This is a genomic window from Paenibacillus sp. FW101-FHT12H11 (genome assembly GCF_058790355.1).
Genome location: NZ_JBYTCO010000002.1, coordinates 518,320 through 534,856 on the forward strand (window position 1 = coordinate 518,320; position 16,537 = coordinate 534,856).

General features: G+C 44.9%; 15 protein-coding genes. 6 read left to right on the forward strand and 9 right to left on the reverse strand.

Going from position 1 to position 16,537, the window contains the following annotated elements:
- Positions 1 to 29: 29 nt before the first annotated feature.
- Genes AC3WTJ_RS08035 through AC3WTJ_RS08045 form a run of 3 tightly spaced genes read right to left on the reverse strand, consistent with a single transcriptional unit; the run spans position 30 to position 2,735 of the window.
- On the reverse strand, positions 30 to 1,484 hold the full coding sequence (locus AC3WTJ_RS08035) for a sensor histidine kinase (RefSeq protein ID WP_157324652.1): 1,455 nt from the start codon (positions 1,482 to 1,484) through the stop codon (positions 30 to 32).
- Complete coding sequence (locus AC3WTJ_RS08040; protein WP_127451600.1) at positions 1,477 to 2,205, reverse strand: response regulator transcription factor; 729 nt, start codon at positions 2,203 to 2,205, stop codon at positions 1,477 to 1,479. Before AC3WTJ_RS08040 ends, AC3WTJ_RS08035 begins: the two co-directional genes overlap by 8 nt.
- Positions 2,202 to 2,735, reverse strand: coding sequence for a DUF309 domain-containing protein (locus tag AC3WTJ_RS08045; protein ID WP_492521385.1), 534 nt, complete (start codon positions 2,733 to 2,735; stop codon positions 2,202 to 2,204). Before AC3WTJ_RS08045 ends, AC3WTJ_RS08040 begins: the two co-directional genes overlap by 4 nt.
- A gap of 181 nt (positions 2,736 to 2,916) precedes the next feature.
- Between AC3WTJ_RS08045 and AC3WTJ_RS08050 the strand changes: the two genes are divergently transcribed.
- Positions 2,917 to 4,839 carry a glycosyl hydrolase family 18 protein gene (locus AC3WTJ_RS08050; RefSeq protein WP_492521386.1) on the forward strand — a complete coding sequence of 641 codons (1,923 nt, stop codon included), beginning with the start codon at positions 2,917 to 2,919 and terminating at the stop codon, positions 4,837 to 4,839.
- A 189-nt stretch (positions 4,840 to 5,028) separates the two neighbouring features.
- Here the strand turns inward: AC3WTJ_RS08050 and AC3WTJ_RS08055 are convergent, their stop codons facing one another.
- The gene (locus AC3WTJ_RS08055; RefSeq protein WP_379174481.1) at positions 5,029 to 5,244 is read right to left on the reverse strand and encodes a double zinc ribbon domain-containing protein; all 216 of its coding nucleotides are present in this window, start codon (positions 5,242 to 5,244) and stop codon (positions 5,029 to 5,031) included.
- Between the two features lie 160 nt (positions 5,245 to 5,404).
- On the opposite strand from AC3WTJ_RS08055, the gene AC3WTJ_RS08060 reads away from it, so the two are divergent.
- Positions 5,405 to 5,563 (forward strand): DUF1540 domain-containing protein, encoded by a 159-nt coding sequence (locus AC3WTJ_RS08060; RefSeq protein ID WP_492521387.1) that lies wholly within the window; start codon positions 5,405 to 5,407, stop codon positions 5,561 to 5,563.
- 92 nt (positions 5,564 to 5,655) lie between these two features.
- Here AC3WTJ_RS08060 and AC3WTJ_RS08065 read toward each other — a convergent pair whose 3' ends face one another.
- A complete protein-coding gene (locus AC3WTJ_RS08065; protein ID WP_492521663.1) occupies positions 5,656 to 7,731 on the reverse strand; it encodes a thioredoxin domain-containing protein in 2,076 nt (691 codons plus the stop codon).
- Positions 7,732 to 8,052: 321 nt separating this feature from the next.
- Between AC3WTJ_RS08065 and AC3WTJ_RS08070 the strand changes: the two genes are divergently transcribed.
- The 3 genes from AC3WTJ_RS08070 (at position 8,053) to AC3WTJ_RS08080 (ending at position 10,269) form a co-directional block, all read left to right on the forward strand.
- Positions 8,053 to 8,511, forward strand: coding sequence for a CBO0543 family protein (locus AC3WTJ_RS08070; RefSeq protein ID WP_492521388.1), 459 nt, complete (start codon positions 8,053 to 8,055; stop codon positions 8,509 to 8,511).
- A 90-nt stretch (positions 8,512 to 8,601) separates the two neighbouring features.
- Positions 8,602 to 9,138 carry a CBO0543 family protein gene (locus tag AC3WTJ_RS08075; protein WP_492521389.1) on the forward strand — a complete coding sequence of 179 codons (537 nt, stop codon included), beginning with the start codon at positions 8,602 to 8,604 and terminating at the stop codon, positions 9,136 to 9,138.
- Positions 9,139 to 9,276: 138 nt separating this feature from the next.
- Complete coding sequence (locus tag AC3WTJ_RS08080; RefSeq protein WP_492521390.1) at positions 9,277 to 10,269, forward strand: DUF3231 family protein; 993 nt, start codon at positions 9,277 to 9,279, stop codon at positions 10,267 to 10,269.
- 267 nt (positions 10,270 to 10,536) lie between these two features.
- On the opposite strand, the gene AC3WTJ_RS08085 is transcribed toward AC3WTJ_RS08080, so the two are convergent.
- The 3 genes from AC3WTJ_RS08085 to AC3WTJ_RS08095 form a co-directional block, all read right to left on the reverse strand.
- Positions 10,537 to 11,949 (reverse strand): YfcC family protein, encoded by a 1,413-nt coding sequence (locus AC3WTJ_RS08085; protein WP_492521391.1) that lies wholly within the window; start codon positions 11,947 to 11,949, stop codon positions 10,537 to 10,539.
- Positions 11,942 to 13,156 (reverse strand): M20 family metallopeptidase, encoded by a 1,215-nt coding sequence (locus AC3WTJ_RS08090; RefSeq protein ID WP_492521392.1) that lies wholly within the window; start codon positions 13,154 to 13,156, stop codon positions 11,942 to 11,944. Before AC3WTJ_RS08090 ends, AC3WTJ_RS08085 begins: the two co-directional genes overlap by 8 nt.
- A 207-nt stretch (positions 13,157 to 13,363) precedes the next feature.
- The gene (locus tag AC3WTJ_RS08095) at positions 13,364 to 14,251 is read right to left on the reverse strand and encodes a LysR family transcriptional regulator (RefSeq protein WP_492521393.1); all 888 of its coding nucleotides are present in this window, start codon (positions 14,249 to 14,251) and stop codon (positions 13,364 to 13,366) included.
- 204 nt (positions 14,252 to 14,455) lie between these two features.
- On the opposite strand from AC3WTJ_RS08095, the gene AC3WTJ_RS08100 reads away from it, so the two are divergent.
- Complete coding sequence (locus tag AC3WTJ_RS08100) at positions 14,456 to 15,643, forward strand: MFS transporter (protein ID WP_492521394.1); 1,188 nt, start codon at positions 14,456 to 14,458, stop codon at positions 15,641 to 15,643.
- A gap of 60 nt (positions 15,644 to 15,703) precedes the next feature.
- On the opposite strand, the gene speD is transcribed toward AC3WTJ_RS08100, so the two are convergent.
- Positions 15,704 to 16,516: an adenosylmethionine decarboxylase gene (gene speD, locus AC3WTJ_RS08105; protein WP_127451576.1), complete on the reverse strand. Its 813-nt coding sequence runs from the start codon at positions 16,514 to 16,516 to the stop codon at positions 15,704 to 15,706.
- Positions 16,517 to 16,537: the final 21 nt, after the last annotated feature.

A 16,537-nucleotide genomic window follows, 5' to 3' on the forward strand; every position in this document is an offset into this window, starting at 1 on the left:
TGTTTAAGTTGTAAAAAAATTGTGAAACTCTACGAAATTCGCGGAAATGTTACACAAAATTCGGTTCCTTCGCCTACTCGGCTGCGTACTTGGATCGTGCCATGCATACCTGTGACTAAATGCTTCACAATCGTAAGTCCAAGCCCTGTCCCCGTAGGTACATCTGATCTTGATGTTCTGGCTTCATCCGCCTTATAGAAACGATCCCAAATGCGCGCCAACTCGGCATCCGTCATCCCGGTTCCCGTATCACGAATGAACAGATGGACTTCATGCTCCGCTTCTTCCAAAGCAACGGTTAACGTCCCGCCCTTTGGCGTGAATTTTAAGGAGTTATAGATTAAATTATGGACGATCTGAGCAAATCGATCAGGATCTAGCGGAACCTGAGCGGGCTCTTTATCCGGGCTAGGCAAAATAAGATGCAGTGAAATTTCATTGACAGCGATCGGCGCTTTCAATAATTCCAATGATTCTTCAAGTGCTTCTGTCATGACAACCGGTCTAAGTCGAAACACATCGACCCCATTTTGAATCTGAGCAAGGTCTAATAAATCCGTCACGAGACGCTGCAGCCGTTGAACCTCTTGATCACAAATGCGCAGGTAATGCGAGTATTTCTCTTCAGGGATGATCTTATCGTTCATCGCCACGATGAAACCACGCAGTGTCGTAAGCGGTGAACGCAGCTCATGGGATACGTTCGTCAGAAACTCCTGCCGAGTCCCTTCCCATTCTTCCAATTGCTCCACCATGAAATTGAAGCTTGCAGCAAGCTGCCCGACCTCATCGTGTGAAGTGACCGGAACACGTGTCGTGAAATCACCATGCGCAAGTTCGAGTGCCGCACGGTTCATCTGCTGAAGGGGGCCGGCGAGTTTTCGTGAAATAATGTAGAGAATGAACCCTACAGCCAAAAGAGAAAACAAGAGCGGAACCAGAATATTTACCCTTACAGCGGAAATAGCTTCACCAATGTCCTCCGCCGGGAAATGCAAAATGAAAACCATTGGCTGATCATTTAATTGATAAGGGGCGTGATATGTAAATACATTAATCGTTCTTCCCTGCGGCGACGTTAAAGTGACCATCCCGTAACCGCTGTGGCCGTGCAAACCGTCGATAAACTGAGTATCCATCTGCTTGGGGATCGTTCTACCTTCACTGTCTGAGGAGCCGTTCAGAATATTCCCTTTATCGTCAACGAGCCATACCTGCCCATTAATGCTTCTCGCTAAAATGCGTACGGTGTATTTCAATTCTCTCGTAGAAATGGTGCCGTCTTGAACAGAGTTCATAAGCCGGGTCACTTCGACAACCCGTTTCTCCAGCAGTTCAACTTTGTCCTTATAAAACAAATCCGTAAAATAATAGTTCCAGAACAAAAACAATCCCGCAAAGAAAAGCACACATGTCGCCAGGAAAGACAAGAAGATTTTCAGATAAAGGCTGTTATATTTGCCCTTTAGCCAAAGCTTAAACATGCTGGACCACCTCAAACGAATAGCCAATTCCCCATAGCGTTTGAATGTTCCACGTATCATGTTGCCCCAGCTTTTTACGCAAATTCTTTACATGAGCGTCAACTGTACGCGTGCCACCGGTAAAATCAAAATTCCACACATAACCAAGCAAATCCTCACGAGTGAAAACACGGCTTGGGTGGCTGGTCAGGAAATGCAGAAGTTCAATCTCCTTCGGCGTGAGATCAATTCGTTTCCCACCTACGGTCACCCGATACTGATCCAAATCAATCACAATATTTCCGATCTCCAGTAATTTACGAGACGAATTCTGCGAAGCTGACACATCTGTCGGCACTTGAACCGTACGTCGCAGTACAGCCTTAATGCGGGCAATAAGCTCGTTAGGATCAAATGGCTTAACTAAGTAATCGTCGACTCCTAAGTTAAATCCTCTTAATTTATCAATGGATTCGCCTTTCGCCGTTAGAAAAATGATCGGTGTCTGATGATATGGAGCATCCATTTTACGAATCATCTCACATAGCTCATAGCCTGAAATATCCGGAAGCATAATGTCGAGTAAAACTAAGCTCGGTCTCTCTTCTACAATTGTGCGAAGAACCTCCTGCCCTCGCGGCAGCAGAATCGGTTCATAATTGGAATGCTCCAGATACAATCTGACCACTTCCGCAATATTCGGCTCATCATCTACGACAAGTACTTTACCTTCCGAGTTCACTTGGCGCCACCCTTTTCCTTACGAATTTGCTTTTGTCTTGCTCTTTCTTCAATGACCTCTGTCCGGTCTCTTCGCGTATGTTTTTGAATGAGTTCGATATCGGCCAATCGGCTTGGTGCATGCCAAATCAACCCTCTTTGCTCGCATTCGGCCTGGCATAACGCAATTAACTCCAAATCTGCGATCGGCAAATTAATATCTTGATACAAATAACCATCCCGCTCGATTTGAGCCCAAGTGTGTCCAATTAACTCTCCAAGCTGCTCAGGATCAAGCCCCAAAGAAGCCACATGCTCAGCCTGCGCATTACGCTCTGCGCTTTGCAGCATTTTAACGGCACCTGTGCGATTCCCGCGCCTGATATGATACATGCCAACCGCTATTTGAATCAACGCGACATACGTTCTGCTGCGTTCGTCCCCTGGATGCTCTTTCCAAAATTCTTCCATAACCTCATGGCATTCAAAATAATCCCGCTCCGCATGAAAATGCAGTAAATATTCAATATAAGCTTCCGGATACAGCTTCATAAATCGTTCCTCCACCTTGTTCTGATCACGAAAATGACTATGTATACCTCATGTTACTCGAAAGTTGTTCTATCGTCCAACATCACCTTGTATTTCGCTTACATTTCTAGCTATTTCCAACGCAACCAATCTATCATTTCGTACGTCTTATTAAATAGATTAAGAGAAAGAGGCGTGATCTATGAAAGTTGGAAAATGGCTGCTGACGAGTACCCTTTTGTTATCCATAACGATACCGCAGGCTGTACAAGCAGCAGGAACCGCAGGCGGCACTACCGATAAAACAACGAAATACCGCGTTTATCAGTATAATCAAGTACTCATGGAATTTGCTACATATAAACAAGCAGAAACTTTTGCCAAAGGTTTTTCCAATAGTTACGTGGAAGAGATTGGCACACGCAAGTGGTTGTGGAACAACTTTCCTCGCTATCAGGTTTATCAAATGGACGCTACACTCCCAGAATGGCAATTCTCTACATTAGATGCTGCTATTGCTGAAGCGAAAAAATGGTCCAATGCCAGCGTACGTGATCTAACATCCACCGGCTGGGTGTGGGACAACTATCCTCATTATCAAGTATATCAAAATGAAGTTACTCTAGACTCTTGGAGATTTCAAACGTTGAATGAGGCCATCGCTGAAGCGAAGAAATGGGGCAGCGCCCATATCATTGATTTAAACAGCCGAGCTTGGGTCTGGGACAACATTTCTAATGAGGATAAAACCTCGCTTCGTGCTGGAGATCCTGTCTATAAGGTCTATCAAGGTACTTTTTCAGCCGATAACTGGGAATTTGCTTCCTTGGAGGATGCGGTAAAAGAAGCCTTGAACTGGGGCAACTCGACCGTCGTTAATAAAAACACGAATAAAACCGTATACAGCAATCTTAAATCCTATAAAGTATACCAAAATGATACCTTTCTTCAGGACTTCACTTCATTAGATCTTGCCATTGACTATGCAAAATTATGGGGACATGCCACCATATTCAAGGATGGCCACAAAATTTGGAACAATTTTGCCGCTTATCAAGTGTTCCAGAACGCCTCACTAATCGGCGAGTATACAAACCTTCCTGATGCGCTGAACTATGGCGTACAGTACAACAACAGCTCCATTCAAACGCTTGAACACCGAATACTATGGGATAATTTCAAGAAATTGCAAGTATGGGGATGGAACGGCCAATCCGGTGGCGATGCGATAAAAGCTCAAGTTTCCAACACAGTTGGACTGGATGTCGATGCACCAAGCTATTTCGAGCTTGCGGACGCTGCAGGTAATCTCAAAGACAGCTCGAATCCCGATACTGTCAAATGGCTGCAAAACAGCGGTTATACCGTTTACCCTCTCGTCAGCAATCAGTTCAATGCCAGCTTAACGACGCAATTCCTTGCCGATAGCAAGGCCCAGGATAAATTCATTAAAACTTTGGTTGATCGTTCCGCGCAGCTTGGTGTTCCTGGCATCAACGTCGACTTCGAAAGCCTTGCAGGGTCAGACCGCAATGCATTCACTGCTTTTATTACCAAATTGACAACTTACGCGCACTCCAACGGCTTGGCAATTTCCATCGATCTACCGCGCGGCAGTGTCAAATGGAATCATCTTTCCGCTTTTGATCATGAGAAGCTCGGCGGCATTGTTGATTACGTCGTTATCATGGCTTATGACCAATTTTATAAGGGAAGTACCTCCGCCGGTTCGGTTGCAGGTCTCCCTTGGACAGACGGCGGGATTCAAGAATTTCTATCCTATGGCATCCCGCGGGACAAAATCATCCTTGGCATCCCTTACTATGTGCGGGAATGGAAACTAGATTCAGCCGGCGCCCTGCAAAGTAATCGGACTGTGCTGATGAAGGATATTCCAGCTTTGCTCGCTTCCAAAACGGTCAAACAGACATGGGATGCGACATACGGCCAGTATCGCGTGGAGTACCAGGAAGACGGCTTTACTTATGTATTCTGGTTAGAAGATGCCGCAACTGTCAAGGCTCGATTGGATGTGGCGAAAAAGTATGACATCGCCGGTGTCGCAGCTTGGCGGCTTGGCTATGATTCTTCGGATTTGTGGACGATGATTTTGCAGAACAAGTAATTTATTTGAAGCAGAAAAGCACTGTCAGGATGCTCCTGGCAGTGCTTTTACGTTTACTTTGGAAATATAGTTCCACTGTACATCCACGGTTAACACCATTTTGGGGTAAGACAGAAACAATTTCGCAAAAATACTAACTGGACTTATTTGGATGGAACTGGAGTCCGCTATTTGGAGGAAAACCGACTTTTACAGTAGATTCCATTCGTTAAATATCGTTGCCGTCCCACAGTCTGAACAGTACTTAGCGTCCGGTTTATTCACCTTCGAACAGCCCTTGTGGAGCAACGTTTTTTCCCGCGTACAGCGGTTTTTGAGTGGGGCTCCGCATTTGATACAATATCTTTCCTCTTTGTCCGCAACATATTTGCATCTAACACATTGCTGAAATTCCTTTTCAGCCATAACTTCACCTTCTTGAAGTAGGTTCTCTACTCCAAGTATATGAAGTCATTCGGACAAATGGTGAATGCTAATCTTATACATTTTTCCATTTTCGTGTCTGACCATGTATAAAAACATGCCTTTTTACCCCAACCTATGAGGTAAAGGAGGTGAATAACCAATGGCAAAAGATGTGCTTTGCGAAGTTAATTCCTGCAAACACTGGGCAAATGGCAATAAATGCAACGCGTCCTCGATTTATGTCGTGAGCCACCACGGCAGCAATCAAGCACGCAATTCCGAAGAAACAGACTGCAAAACGTTTGAACCTAAAGTTTAGTTTAAGAGTTATTTAACTTAAAGAGTGAGGAGGCCCTTTCGGGCCTCTTTTTTTCTTTCTATTGCTATTGTAACCAATAATGATAATTATTATCATCGAAATTGGGAAAGATTTTCGAGGTCTTCGAGATCCTGTGTCGGCGCTTGGCAGGCAAAGTTCTGGCATACATAGGCTGTCGCGCGCCCTCCCAAGGGCAGCTTGTCCTGCACAAGCGGAATCAGCTTGCGCACTTCTTCTCCCGCTGCCCCTGGCGGGTGAAGAATGAGCAGCGCATTCGGCAGAAACTGCCGCTGTACAGTGCGCAGCATGTGCTGCGTCTCCGGCTTCGCCGGGTCGCCGGCGATGACGATTTCGCTAGCTTCGCTGTAAGCGAAATCGAGCGCCGCCAGCATGAGCGCATGGCCCGGCGGGTAAGAAGCGACAGCTCCGGCAAAAGCCAGGAGCTGTTCATCCGCGGCCTGCGACAGCTTCGCGTCGTAGGTCAGCTTAGCCAGCCGCTGCATATTCAGCGCGGCTGCGGCGTTGCCCGACGGCATTGCGCCGTCGTAGATCTCTTTGGGGCGGGTGAGCAGCTGCTCGGCATCGCTGCCGTAGAAGAAGAGCCCGCCCTTCTCTTCGTCTCCGAAGAGACGAAGCATCTCTGCGTTCAGCTGGACCGCTTCACGGAGATAGCGCAGCTCGAACGTGGTCTCGTACAGCTCGATCAGTCCCCAAACGAGGAACGCGTAGTCGTCCACGTAGCCTGGAAAAGCGGCCTCGCCGTCGCGATAGCGGGCGAGCAAGCGCCCATCTTCGCGGCGCAGCTCGCGAAGCAGGAAGTCCGCGGCTTTCGCGGCCGCCTCCGCGTAAGCCGGCTTGTCCAAGGCGCGGGCCGCCTTGGACAGCGCAGCGATCATCAGACCGTTCCACGCGGTCAGAATCTTGTCGTCTTTGCCCGGATGGATGCGCTTCTCGCGGTGCTCGAACAGCTTGGCGCGGGCTTCCTCCATCCGATGCTTCAGCTGATCCAAGGGGATCTGCTTCCGCTTGGCAAAAGAAGCTGGCGTCGTCTGGATCAGATTCGGAATGTTGTGCCCTTCGAAATTACCAGACTCCGTAATGTCAAACAACTCGGAGAAGAGGTCTCCTTCCTCTATGCCAAGCACAAGTTCTACCTCGTCAGGTGTCCATACGTAGAACTTCCCCTCTTCGCCTTCGGAATCCGCATCCTCCGCCGAATAGAATGCGCCACCAACATCCGTCATATCCCTTAATACATAGGTAATGATCTGCTCGGCTACTTCAGCGTACTTGGCTTTGTCAGTAACTTGATAAGCTTCAACATAAGTCATAAGCAAAAGTGCATTGTCATACAACATCTTCTCAAAGTGCGGAACCAGCCACTGGGAATCAACCGAATACCTGGAAAAACCAAATCCTATATGATCGTACATGCCCCCGCGATGCATGGCATCCAGCGTCTTTTCGACCATTTCAAGGGCGTGTTCGTTCCCCGTTTTCTTATAGTACCTGAGCAAAAACGATAAATTGTGCGAGGTTGGAAATTTTGGCGCACTTCCAAATCCCCCGAACTCAGTATCGAACGAGCTCTCATATAAACGGAACGCTTCATGCAGCGTCTCTTCCGTTAATTCACTGCCCGAATGATGCTCCAGCAACCGAGCCGTTGTCTCTTGGATGATTTGTTCCCCGACTTCACGAACGCGCTCGTCGTCTTCCCTCCACTTCCCCGCAAGTTGCGCGAGTATTTCCACCATCCCGGCACGATTGTATTTTCGGTTGCGTGGGAAGTACGTTCCAGCGAAGAAAGGCTTCTTCTCCGGCGTCAGGAACACCGTGAGCGGCCAGCCGCCTTGTCCCGTCATCGCTTGACACACCGCCATGTAGATGTGATCGATGTCTGGGCGTTCTTCACGATCTACTTTGATTGAGATGAAATCTTTATTCAGCATGTCGGCTATGGTCTGGTCTTCGAAGGATTCGTGTGCCATGACGTGGCACCAATGGCAAGTTGAATACCCAATAGATAGGAAAATTGGCTTATTCTCTTGCTTCGCCTTTTCAAAAGCTTCTTCGGACCAAGCGAACCAGTCGACCGGATTGTATGCGTGTTGGAGCAAATAGGGGGATTTTTCGTTAATAAGTGCGTTTGGTTTTCGCTCAGACATTTTACATTCCCTCCTTGGATCTGGATTATTATATGATACTACATCCACATTCACATTCTAAAACAGATACTTTCCCCTCATAATCATACCATTGATGTGGATTATCTAAAAAATGCCTTGAAGGAAGGAAAACTGTTTTTTCCATTTGAAACAGGATAATTATACAACAAAAATTCCAGTTTTTTGGCTGGAATTTCATATATTGATTATTGCACGGTATATATTGAAAACGTGGCACCGGTTTCACGAATTTCTGAAAAAGAATAATTCACGGTTATATGGGAAACTTATATCACTAACAATTTATGTGGGGAGCATTTTATGGAATATATAATACTTTGGTCAGTTACAATCCTATGCTTTGGTTCAATGTTCTACTGGATGCTAAGAAGGCCTCTGAAAGATTGGCTTATTATTTTCTTTATGAAATCAGTTGTTACTACGATTACTGATTGTTTTATAATCTCAGCAGGCCTATTAGAGTATCCGATTCGCTTCTTCCCTAAAGCTTTCCAAACAAGCATTGTTTTTGACTTCCTCGTTTTTCCTACACTCTGTGTTTTTTATAATATAACTACCCAGCACTCGAAATTAAAAAGTATCTTTATACAAGCACTCTTGTATAATATTCCGGTGACATTGCTGGAATTTTGGGCTGAAAAGAATACGAAATTGATTCATTACATACACTGGAACGCCTTTGTATCCTTCATTACCTTAACTGCATCTTTTTTGATTGTTCGTGGAGCTATGGCTATAATCCGTAAAGCTGATGCCTAATCTGCCCGTCTAAGGGGCTTTATTAGGGTATGGCATTTACGATATATAGAAATAATTAGAGATGGGACAATCTTATTATTAGGAGGATAAATGACAAAAGATCAATTACATAATATGCAGGAATCGCATTCACTTTTTGAATATCAGTTATGGCTAAATGAAAGTCTCTTTACTTGGACTTGGTGGTTTTTACTAGGAATGATCATAGTCCCTTGGATAGTTCTCATTAAACTTATTGACCGCAAACGGGCACCAATCATTTGGTTTTTTGGACTAACCGTGCTGATTATTTCAGTTATTACAGACGAATTTGGTGCAGACTTTGGTATCTGGATCTATCCTACAAAATTAATACCGTACTCTGTTTTCGAGTTACCCTTTGATTTTTCGATAGTACCCGTAGCTCAAATGCTGATTTTTCAATATTTTTCAACTTGGAAATCATTCTCTCTAGCTTTATTCTTACAAGCTCTTATTTTTGCCTTTATTGGCGAACCGTTTTCTATCTGGATTGATGCTGTTGCTTATTATGGCTGGAACTACTTTTATTCGTTCATTTTCTATATAGTGACCGGAACTCTCACTAGAGCATTCGTTCTAAGGTGGGTTCCAAATAGAGATGAATAAATTATTAGAAATTGTATACTATAAAGCTAATAATTTTAAGGAGTGCAATCTTTTGAAAGAAACGAATAACACTGAAAATGATGAGCATTAATACTAGCTTTTTACACCATTTAACTCTAGAAAAGAGGACTATGTATTATGAAATTAGTGCTCACAGGAACTGAGATGGGGAAACTTTGGGCAACTTATATTGGAAATACAATGGGAAAGTGCATGCTCGGTTATTATCTAAAGAATATTGATGATCCCGAGATTAAAGTGGCTTTAGAATATGCATTTGGGTTAAGCGATACTATTATCCAAACAATTGAACGTTTCTTTAATCAAGCAGACTTTCCTATACCTGTTGGGTTTACTGATAGTGACGTGAACTTGAAAGCGCCTCGTTTATTTATTGATGAGTTTTATCTTCATTATATGAAATATGCGAGCAAAGCCGGTATGAGTCTCTACTCTATCGCCGTTCCATTAGTTACTAGAAGGGATATTCGGGATTTTTTTATCAAATGCGTTGAAGATACAATGAAATTGCAGTCCGTGATTGCGGTGATTTCAGAATCTAAAAATGAGCTTATGAATTCGCCTGTTATTCAGCCCCCAGAAAAAGTTGATTTTGTACATAGTCAAAAGTTTCTGGGCTCTTTTTTCGGAAAAAGCAGACCCCTACAAGGATTGGAAATTGCGCATATCTTCGGAAATCTGAATAACGATATTACAAGTAAAGCACTTATTATTGGATTTGCTCAAGTAGCAAACGACAACAAGGTAAGAGCGTTTCTAGAACGCGGAAAAGATATTAATCAAAAGCACATTGAATTGTTATCAGAAAAGTTGTCTCAGGATGGACTGCCCTCCCCGACACTCATCGATCATTTGGTGACTTCATCGACAGACTCACCATTTTCTGACAAAATCATGATTTTTCATAAAGTTGACATGTTTAATGTGAAAATAAGGGAGTATGCCAATGGTATCTCGCTTGACGGTAGAAAAGATATTGGTGCTTTATTTTTGAAATGCCAAGCGGAAGTAATGTTATATGTGGAAGATGGTGCAGATCTCTTGATTGAAAATGGTTGGTTAGAAAAACCACCAGAGGCAGTTGACCGTAGTAAATTCATAAATAAATAAGGTCTTAACCAAGAAGCAGCTGCCGCGTGGCAAATTATTCTCAGGTTATTGCGTATTGTTTCCGATAGTTTAAAATGTTCTTGAATATTCATACCTATACCTCGCTCGCTCGTTCATTGATAATAATTCTCATTATACTAGCTGAATGGTCGATTGAAAATAAGCCAACGCAGGAAAAATAAGACATAAGGATAGCAACCGAGTATAGAAAAAAAAGCATGCTCCTCCCCATTTAAATAGGAAGAGCATACTTTGCATCAACGTCACTTACGCATACTTAATTACATTCGCCACGATGATAAAAATGGCACCGATAATCAGCCACATGCACATCAACGGCCAGAAAAACTTTACCCATTTCTGATAAGCAATCCCCGATACAGCCAGACTGCCCATCAAAGCGGACGAGGTAGGAAGAATCATGTTCGTAATGCCATCACCCAGTTGGAAGGCCAACACGGAGGTTTGTCTTGTAACGCCTAATAAATCGGACAATGGTGTCATAATCGGCATCGTTGTAACCGCCATACCTGTACCAGAGGTGATGAATACGTTCATAATATTTTGAAAAGCGTACATACCTAGCACTTGAATTGAACTTGGCAAGTCGCCTACAAGAATGGACAGGCCATTCACGATGCTGTCGATGACATTTCCTTGCTCTAGCACGACCATGATGCCTCTTGCAATACCAATGATGAACGCGCCATAAGTAATGCTGCTTGCACCTTTGACGAATTCGCTGGCGATACGGCTTGGACCATAACCTGCGCTGAAGCCGGACACGATCCCCATAGTCAAGAATAACGCACCGAGCTCCTCCATCCACCAGCCTTTTTTCGAAACACCCCAAATAACGAGACCGAAACCGATGATCACCGCAGCAATTGTAAGATAATGCTTAAGCTGAAGAGTAGGCAGTTTAGAGAAATCGACTTTCTCGCTTGTAACTGACTGCTCTAAATCATAAACAAGCCCTTGCTTTGGATCTTTTCTTACTTTACCTGCATATCGAATCAAATATAGACTTGTCACGGTGATGAGGCAAATCAATAAAATAACGCGCAGCCAAGCCCCTGAGAACATCGGAACTTGCGCAATAGCTTGAGCCAAACCGACATTGAACGGGTTCAATATCCCCGCCGTAAAGCCGCAGGATGCCCCCAAGGATATCATCGCTGTACCCGTCAAAGCATCAAAACCGAGCGCACGGGCAATCGCGATCCCGATGGGGACGAAGACCATGACTTCGGTGGACATTCCCATTGTAAAACCGCCGACCGAGAACAGGGTAATGAAGATGGGTATCACCCACCTGCCTTTATTGGCAAATGTTTTTGCCACCCTGGAGGTTACCGCCTCAATCGTGCCCGTCGACGAAATGATTTGGAAAGCCCCGCCAATAATGAAAATAAAGAAGACGACATCCGCCGAAGAAACTAGTCCGTGGACGATCGCTTTCGGAATTTCAACTAAATTAACCGGACTCGCATCTACTTGATGATACGACCCTGTCACGAGTAAGGATTTTCCAGTCACTTTATCTTTGACACGCTCGAATTTTCCTGCAGGGATTGTATACGTTAATGCCGCTGCAACGAAAACAAGGATAAATAAAATAACAAAGGTATGAGGCATTTTAAACCATTTGCGAGGACTATCTTTTGCTATACTATTCAATGCCCGTTCCCCCCTCTCTCTTCTGCTTCCACGCTGTAAACTCACTGCGAACGTTCTGCATCGCCGACTTGTCCGTACATAAATCATACGCGGTAAGGGCTAACGCTTTGGCCGCTCGATTCAATTCGATCATACCCTCTTCCGAACCCGCCATCTGAGCAAATTCCGGCGTATGCGTAGTGGCATCTCCTAGTCGGATATACGGGTGGATCGTCGCCGTCATCTGGCTGACATTCCCGATATCGGAGGAGCCGACACCTCCCTTTTGCGGCGGCGCGGATACTTCTATGCCCATCTGTTCCAAATTGGATTGAAACAATTGAGCCAAAGCCTTATTGTTGTTCCGCTCCGCATAAATTAACCCTTCCGCAATATCAACGGTAGCTCCAACACCTTCTGCCGAGCTGCGAACGGCCCGATATACTTTTTCTCTGACAATTTCCAGTTCTTCCACCGTCGACGCTCTCAATATAAATACAGCTTCGCACAGCTCCGGTACAACATTCGGCGCATCTCCGCCCTTGGTAATAATGCCGTGAATCCTCACATCCTCTTTCACAAACTGGCGGATGGCGTTGATGGCAACGAAGGCATTAATTAAGGCATCCAGCGCAGAGATTCCTTTCTCTGGAGAGGAAGATGCGTGTGCCTGCTTCCCGTGAAAGGTAAACGTTGCGTCGACACAAGCAAGTGCACCGCGCAGAACCATCGTTTTATTTTGCGGATGGACCATCATCACGGCGTCGATGTCATCGAAGATTCCTTCGTTGCACATGATGATTTTACCGCCGCCTTCTTCTTCGGCAGGCGTACCTAAAACAACGATTTTGCCTGGCAGATCAGGATGTGCTTCCTTCAACGCCAGCGCGGCGCCTACGGATGCAGTCCCAATCAAGTTATGGCCGCAAGCATGGCCAATCACAGGTAGCGCATCATACTCGGCCAGCAGCGCAATCGTCGGCCCTCCCGGTTGACCTTCCCAAGTAGCGCGAAACGAGGTCTCTAAACCCGCAATCCCTTGCTCTACCTCAAATCCCGCTTCAAGTAAGGGTTCAACCAACCACATTTTCGCTTTATGCTCATGGAAGCTGAGTTCCGGATTCGCATGAATTTGCTTAGAAATACGTCTCAGTTGCTCGTCGAGCGAATCTACAGCTTGCTCAATCTGTTGTTTGCTCTTACTGGCATCTAAATTCTCTTGGATCATTGTATAAGCCCCCCTGTCAAAACCTCGTGATGATTGACTATTTGCATGGATAAAGCCAGTGATGAAATGAATAATTATGTAACATAATGAATATTATTTTATCGACTTCAAATCTATAAGTACAATTGATTGTTTTTTGGCCAACCCCTAAAATTTTTTTATAGCGGAGCAAAAAAAATACACTGCCAAATGGCACTGTACATTTTATTAAACATATTGGGATTTCATAAATTCCACAAATCTATCCACAAACGCAAGCTCTAAAGTTGATTCCCGATAAATCATCCATGTGTTTCGTTTGATTGGCTCTCCGTTCTTTCGGATCAGCTCTGTGGTTTTCAATCCATCTTGCGGCGAAACAAAAACACCAGGAACAATCGAGTAGCCCAGCCCCTGCTTTACCATCTCTTTGCAAGTTTCATAGGCGTCTACCCACATTGTAATCGTAGGCGGCGTGTTATACCGCTCATGCCACCAGGCTTGAATCGTTTCACTGAAGGGAGATTTCATGGAGCTCATGGTTTTGATTCTTGGTTCTTTATAGTAGATATGAGGCAAGTTCGGGAGGTTATCTAAATCAATATCATCTTTGGATATCAAATAAATATGCTCGTCGTGTAAAAGACATCGGGCATCATACCACGGGTAGTCACCTCTAATAACACCTACATGGATTTCTTCCTCTTGGAGCAATTCAAGAATCTCCGGGCTTAAAGCGGATGTAACATTAAACTGAACGTCTGGGCAAAACTCTTTGAACCTTTTGAGGATCGGCGGAAGTTTGTATAGACCATAGTAACTGGCAACGCCCAGTCTTAGTGTCCCTTTGACCTCATTACGCAAGCTCATCATGTGATCCTTCATTTTATTCATTTCGATCAGTGTTTTTTTCGCATAGGCAACCAGATATTTTCCTTCCGGGGTAAGTCTTGTCCCCTTAGAGGATTTAACGATGATTGGCACCCCGAAGTCTTTTTCTAACTGCTGAATCCTGTAAGATAGCGCGGGTTGCGTAATGTATAAGCGTTCCGCCGCTTTTGTCAGACTCTGTTCCTCTGCAAGATACTGCAGCATGATGCAATCCTTCTCGTTCAAAGACCACCCTCCTCTGGGATTTTGATGTCCCCGATTAGCTTAGCATATTCTATCGCATAATCACAAAAAGCTGACCCGAAAATCAATTCAATTCACACATATTGCACTTTGCATAAATGCATAATAGGGAGACAGTCTTTGACGATACTCCCATATATTAGACTAAGCTGATAAATCTTGAATGAATCATGGAGATGACCGATCATGCGCTTTGCTTTTCTGATTACCGCCCTTTTTCTCGCTTCACTTAATTTGCGTCCTGTCATAACGTCCGTCTCTCCTTTGCTCGGAACGATTCAGGAAGCGCTTGGCATGAGCGGTTCCAGCGCCAGTCTATTGACCTCCCTGCCTGTGCTCTGCATGGGCTTTTTCGCTCCTGCTGCAGTGAAACTAGGCATTCGGTGGGGGATTGAAAGAGCGATTGCCTATTGTCTATTGCTCATCGGAGTTGCTACTGCGGCGAGATACTTTGTTACCTCTGAATGGTTGATGCTAATTACCGCTTTCCTTGCCGGAATCGGAATTGCCATCATTGGGCCTTTGTTGTCCGGATTTATCAAAGGAAATTTTTCTAACCCTTCAGCGATCGTCGGCGTTTATTCCATGGCGATGGTTCTTGGCGCCGCCCTTGGGTCGGCTTTTTCCGTACCTCTGCAAAATGTCTTTAACCACTCCTGGCAAGCGTCCGTCGCTTCTTGGTCCGTCCTGGCTTTCCTTGCGCTTTGCTTTTGGTGGAGACCGCAACGGAAAAGTCTGAAATCACTTGAATCTGCCGTGCCAGGCACTTTGCCCAAATCAAACAGCAGCAGCTTAAAGCTTCCCTTATCTAATAAACGTTCTTGGTTGCTGACTTGCTTTTTCGGGTTGATGGCTTTCATCTTTTACTCACTTACCGCCTGGCTGGCCCCCATGGTGCAGGCAATGGGCTATGGGAAACAAACGGCAGGCATGATTTTGACCTTATTTACTGCCGTACAAATGCCTGTCAGCCTGGTCATTCCTATTCTCGTCAGCCGTTTTCAAAGCAGAATGCTCTGGCTGATTGGTTGTTCAGCTATGGAGTTAATCGGACTCATTCTGCTCCAGCTCCCCGTGACGCCTTGGCTCACCTGCATCTTCTTGGGAATCGGTGCAGGAGGACTGTTCCCCATGGCTTTAATGCTGCCTATCGATGAAACATCGAATACGGAGGAAGCCAGCGCATTATCGGCAATGACGCAATCCGGCGGTTACATTTTTGCTGCCTTGGGTCCTTTTTTTGTAGGCTTTATCCATGATTATGCAGGCAGTTTTTCTCCTGCTCTTATCGGCATTTCGATACTCGTAGCCATAATGATTTTAATCCAGTTGAAAATCGGCAATAAAAAGCCGAAACTTGTTCAGTCGGACTAGTCAAAAAAAGAACCGCTCATATCGGGATCTTTTCCCAGTGAGCGGTTTTTCGTCTTTCCATCAAGTAAAGACCATATTTTTCCCGTAAAAAATCTCATCCATTTCCCATTTCACGCTCTTCTCAATCTCCAGCTGCTCTTCCTTACTCAGGGAATCCTTGGTGTAACCGAACAAATAATTGTTCAAATCAAATTCTCGCAGCTTACATTTCGTATGAAATATATTTTCCTGATATACGTTCACATCGATCATTTGGTACATGTCTTTGATTTCACTTGGAATATAGTTCTGAATGGAGCTGATTTCATGGTCAATGAACAACTTGTGCCCCGTGATATCGCGTGTGAAACCTCTTACCCGGTAATCCATTGTCATAATGTCCGTATCGAAAGAGCGAATCAAGTAGTTCAGTGCTTTCAGCGGCGATATTTCTCCGCAAGTGGATACGTCAATGTCAGCCCGGAATGTGCTGATCCCTTCGTCCGGGTGATACTCTGGATACGTATGTACAGTGATATGACTGGTATTCAAATGTGCAACAACGGCTTCCGGAAGCGGGCCCGGCGATTCTTCAAACGATTCATTCGGTTCTTTCTCAATCGGACCCTCGGACACCAACATGGTGACACTGGATCCCTGCGGATCGTAATCCTGCTTGGAAATGTTCAACACATGAGCGCCGATAATGTCGGCAACGGACTTCAAGATCGCGGTCAATCGGTCTGCATTGTACTGCTGGTCTATATAAGCAATATAGGCTTCGCGCTCTTCCTTGGTTTTTGTAAAACAAATATCATACATATTAAAACTTAGTGATTTGGTCAAATTATTAAAACCATGCAAGGTAATGCGCTGCTCGGACGTTAATTTCACCTAGGCTCCCCCTTTTCTTGA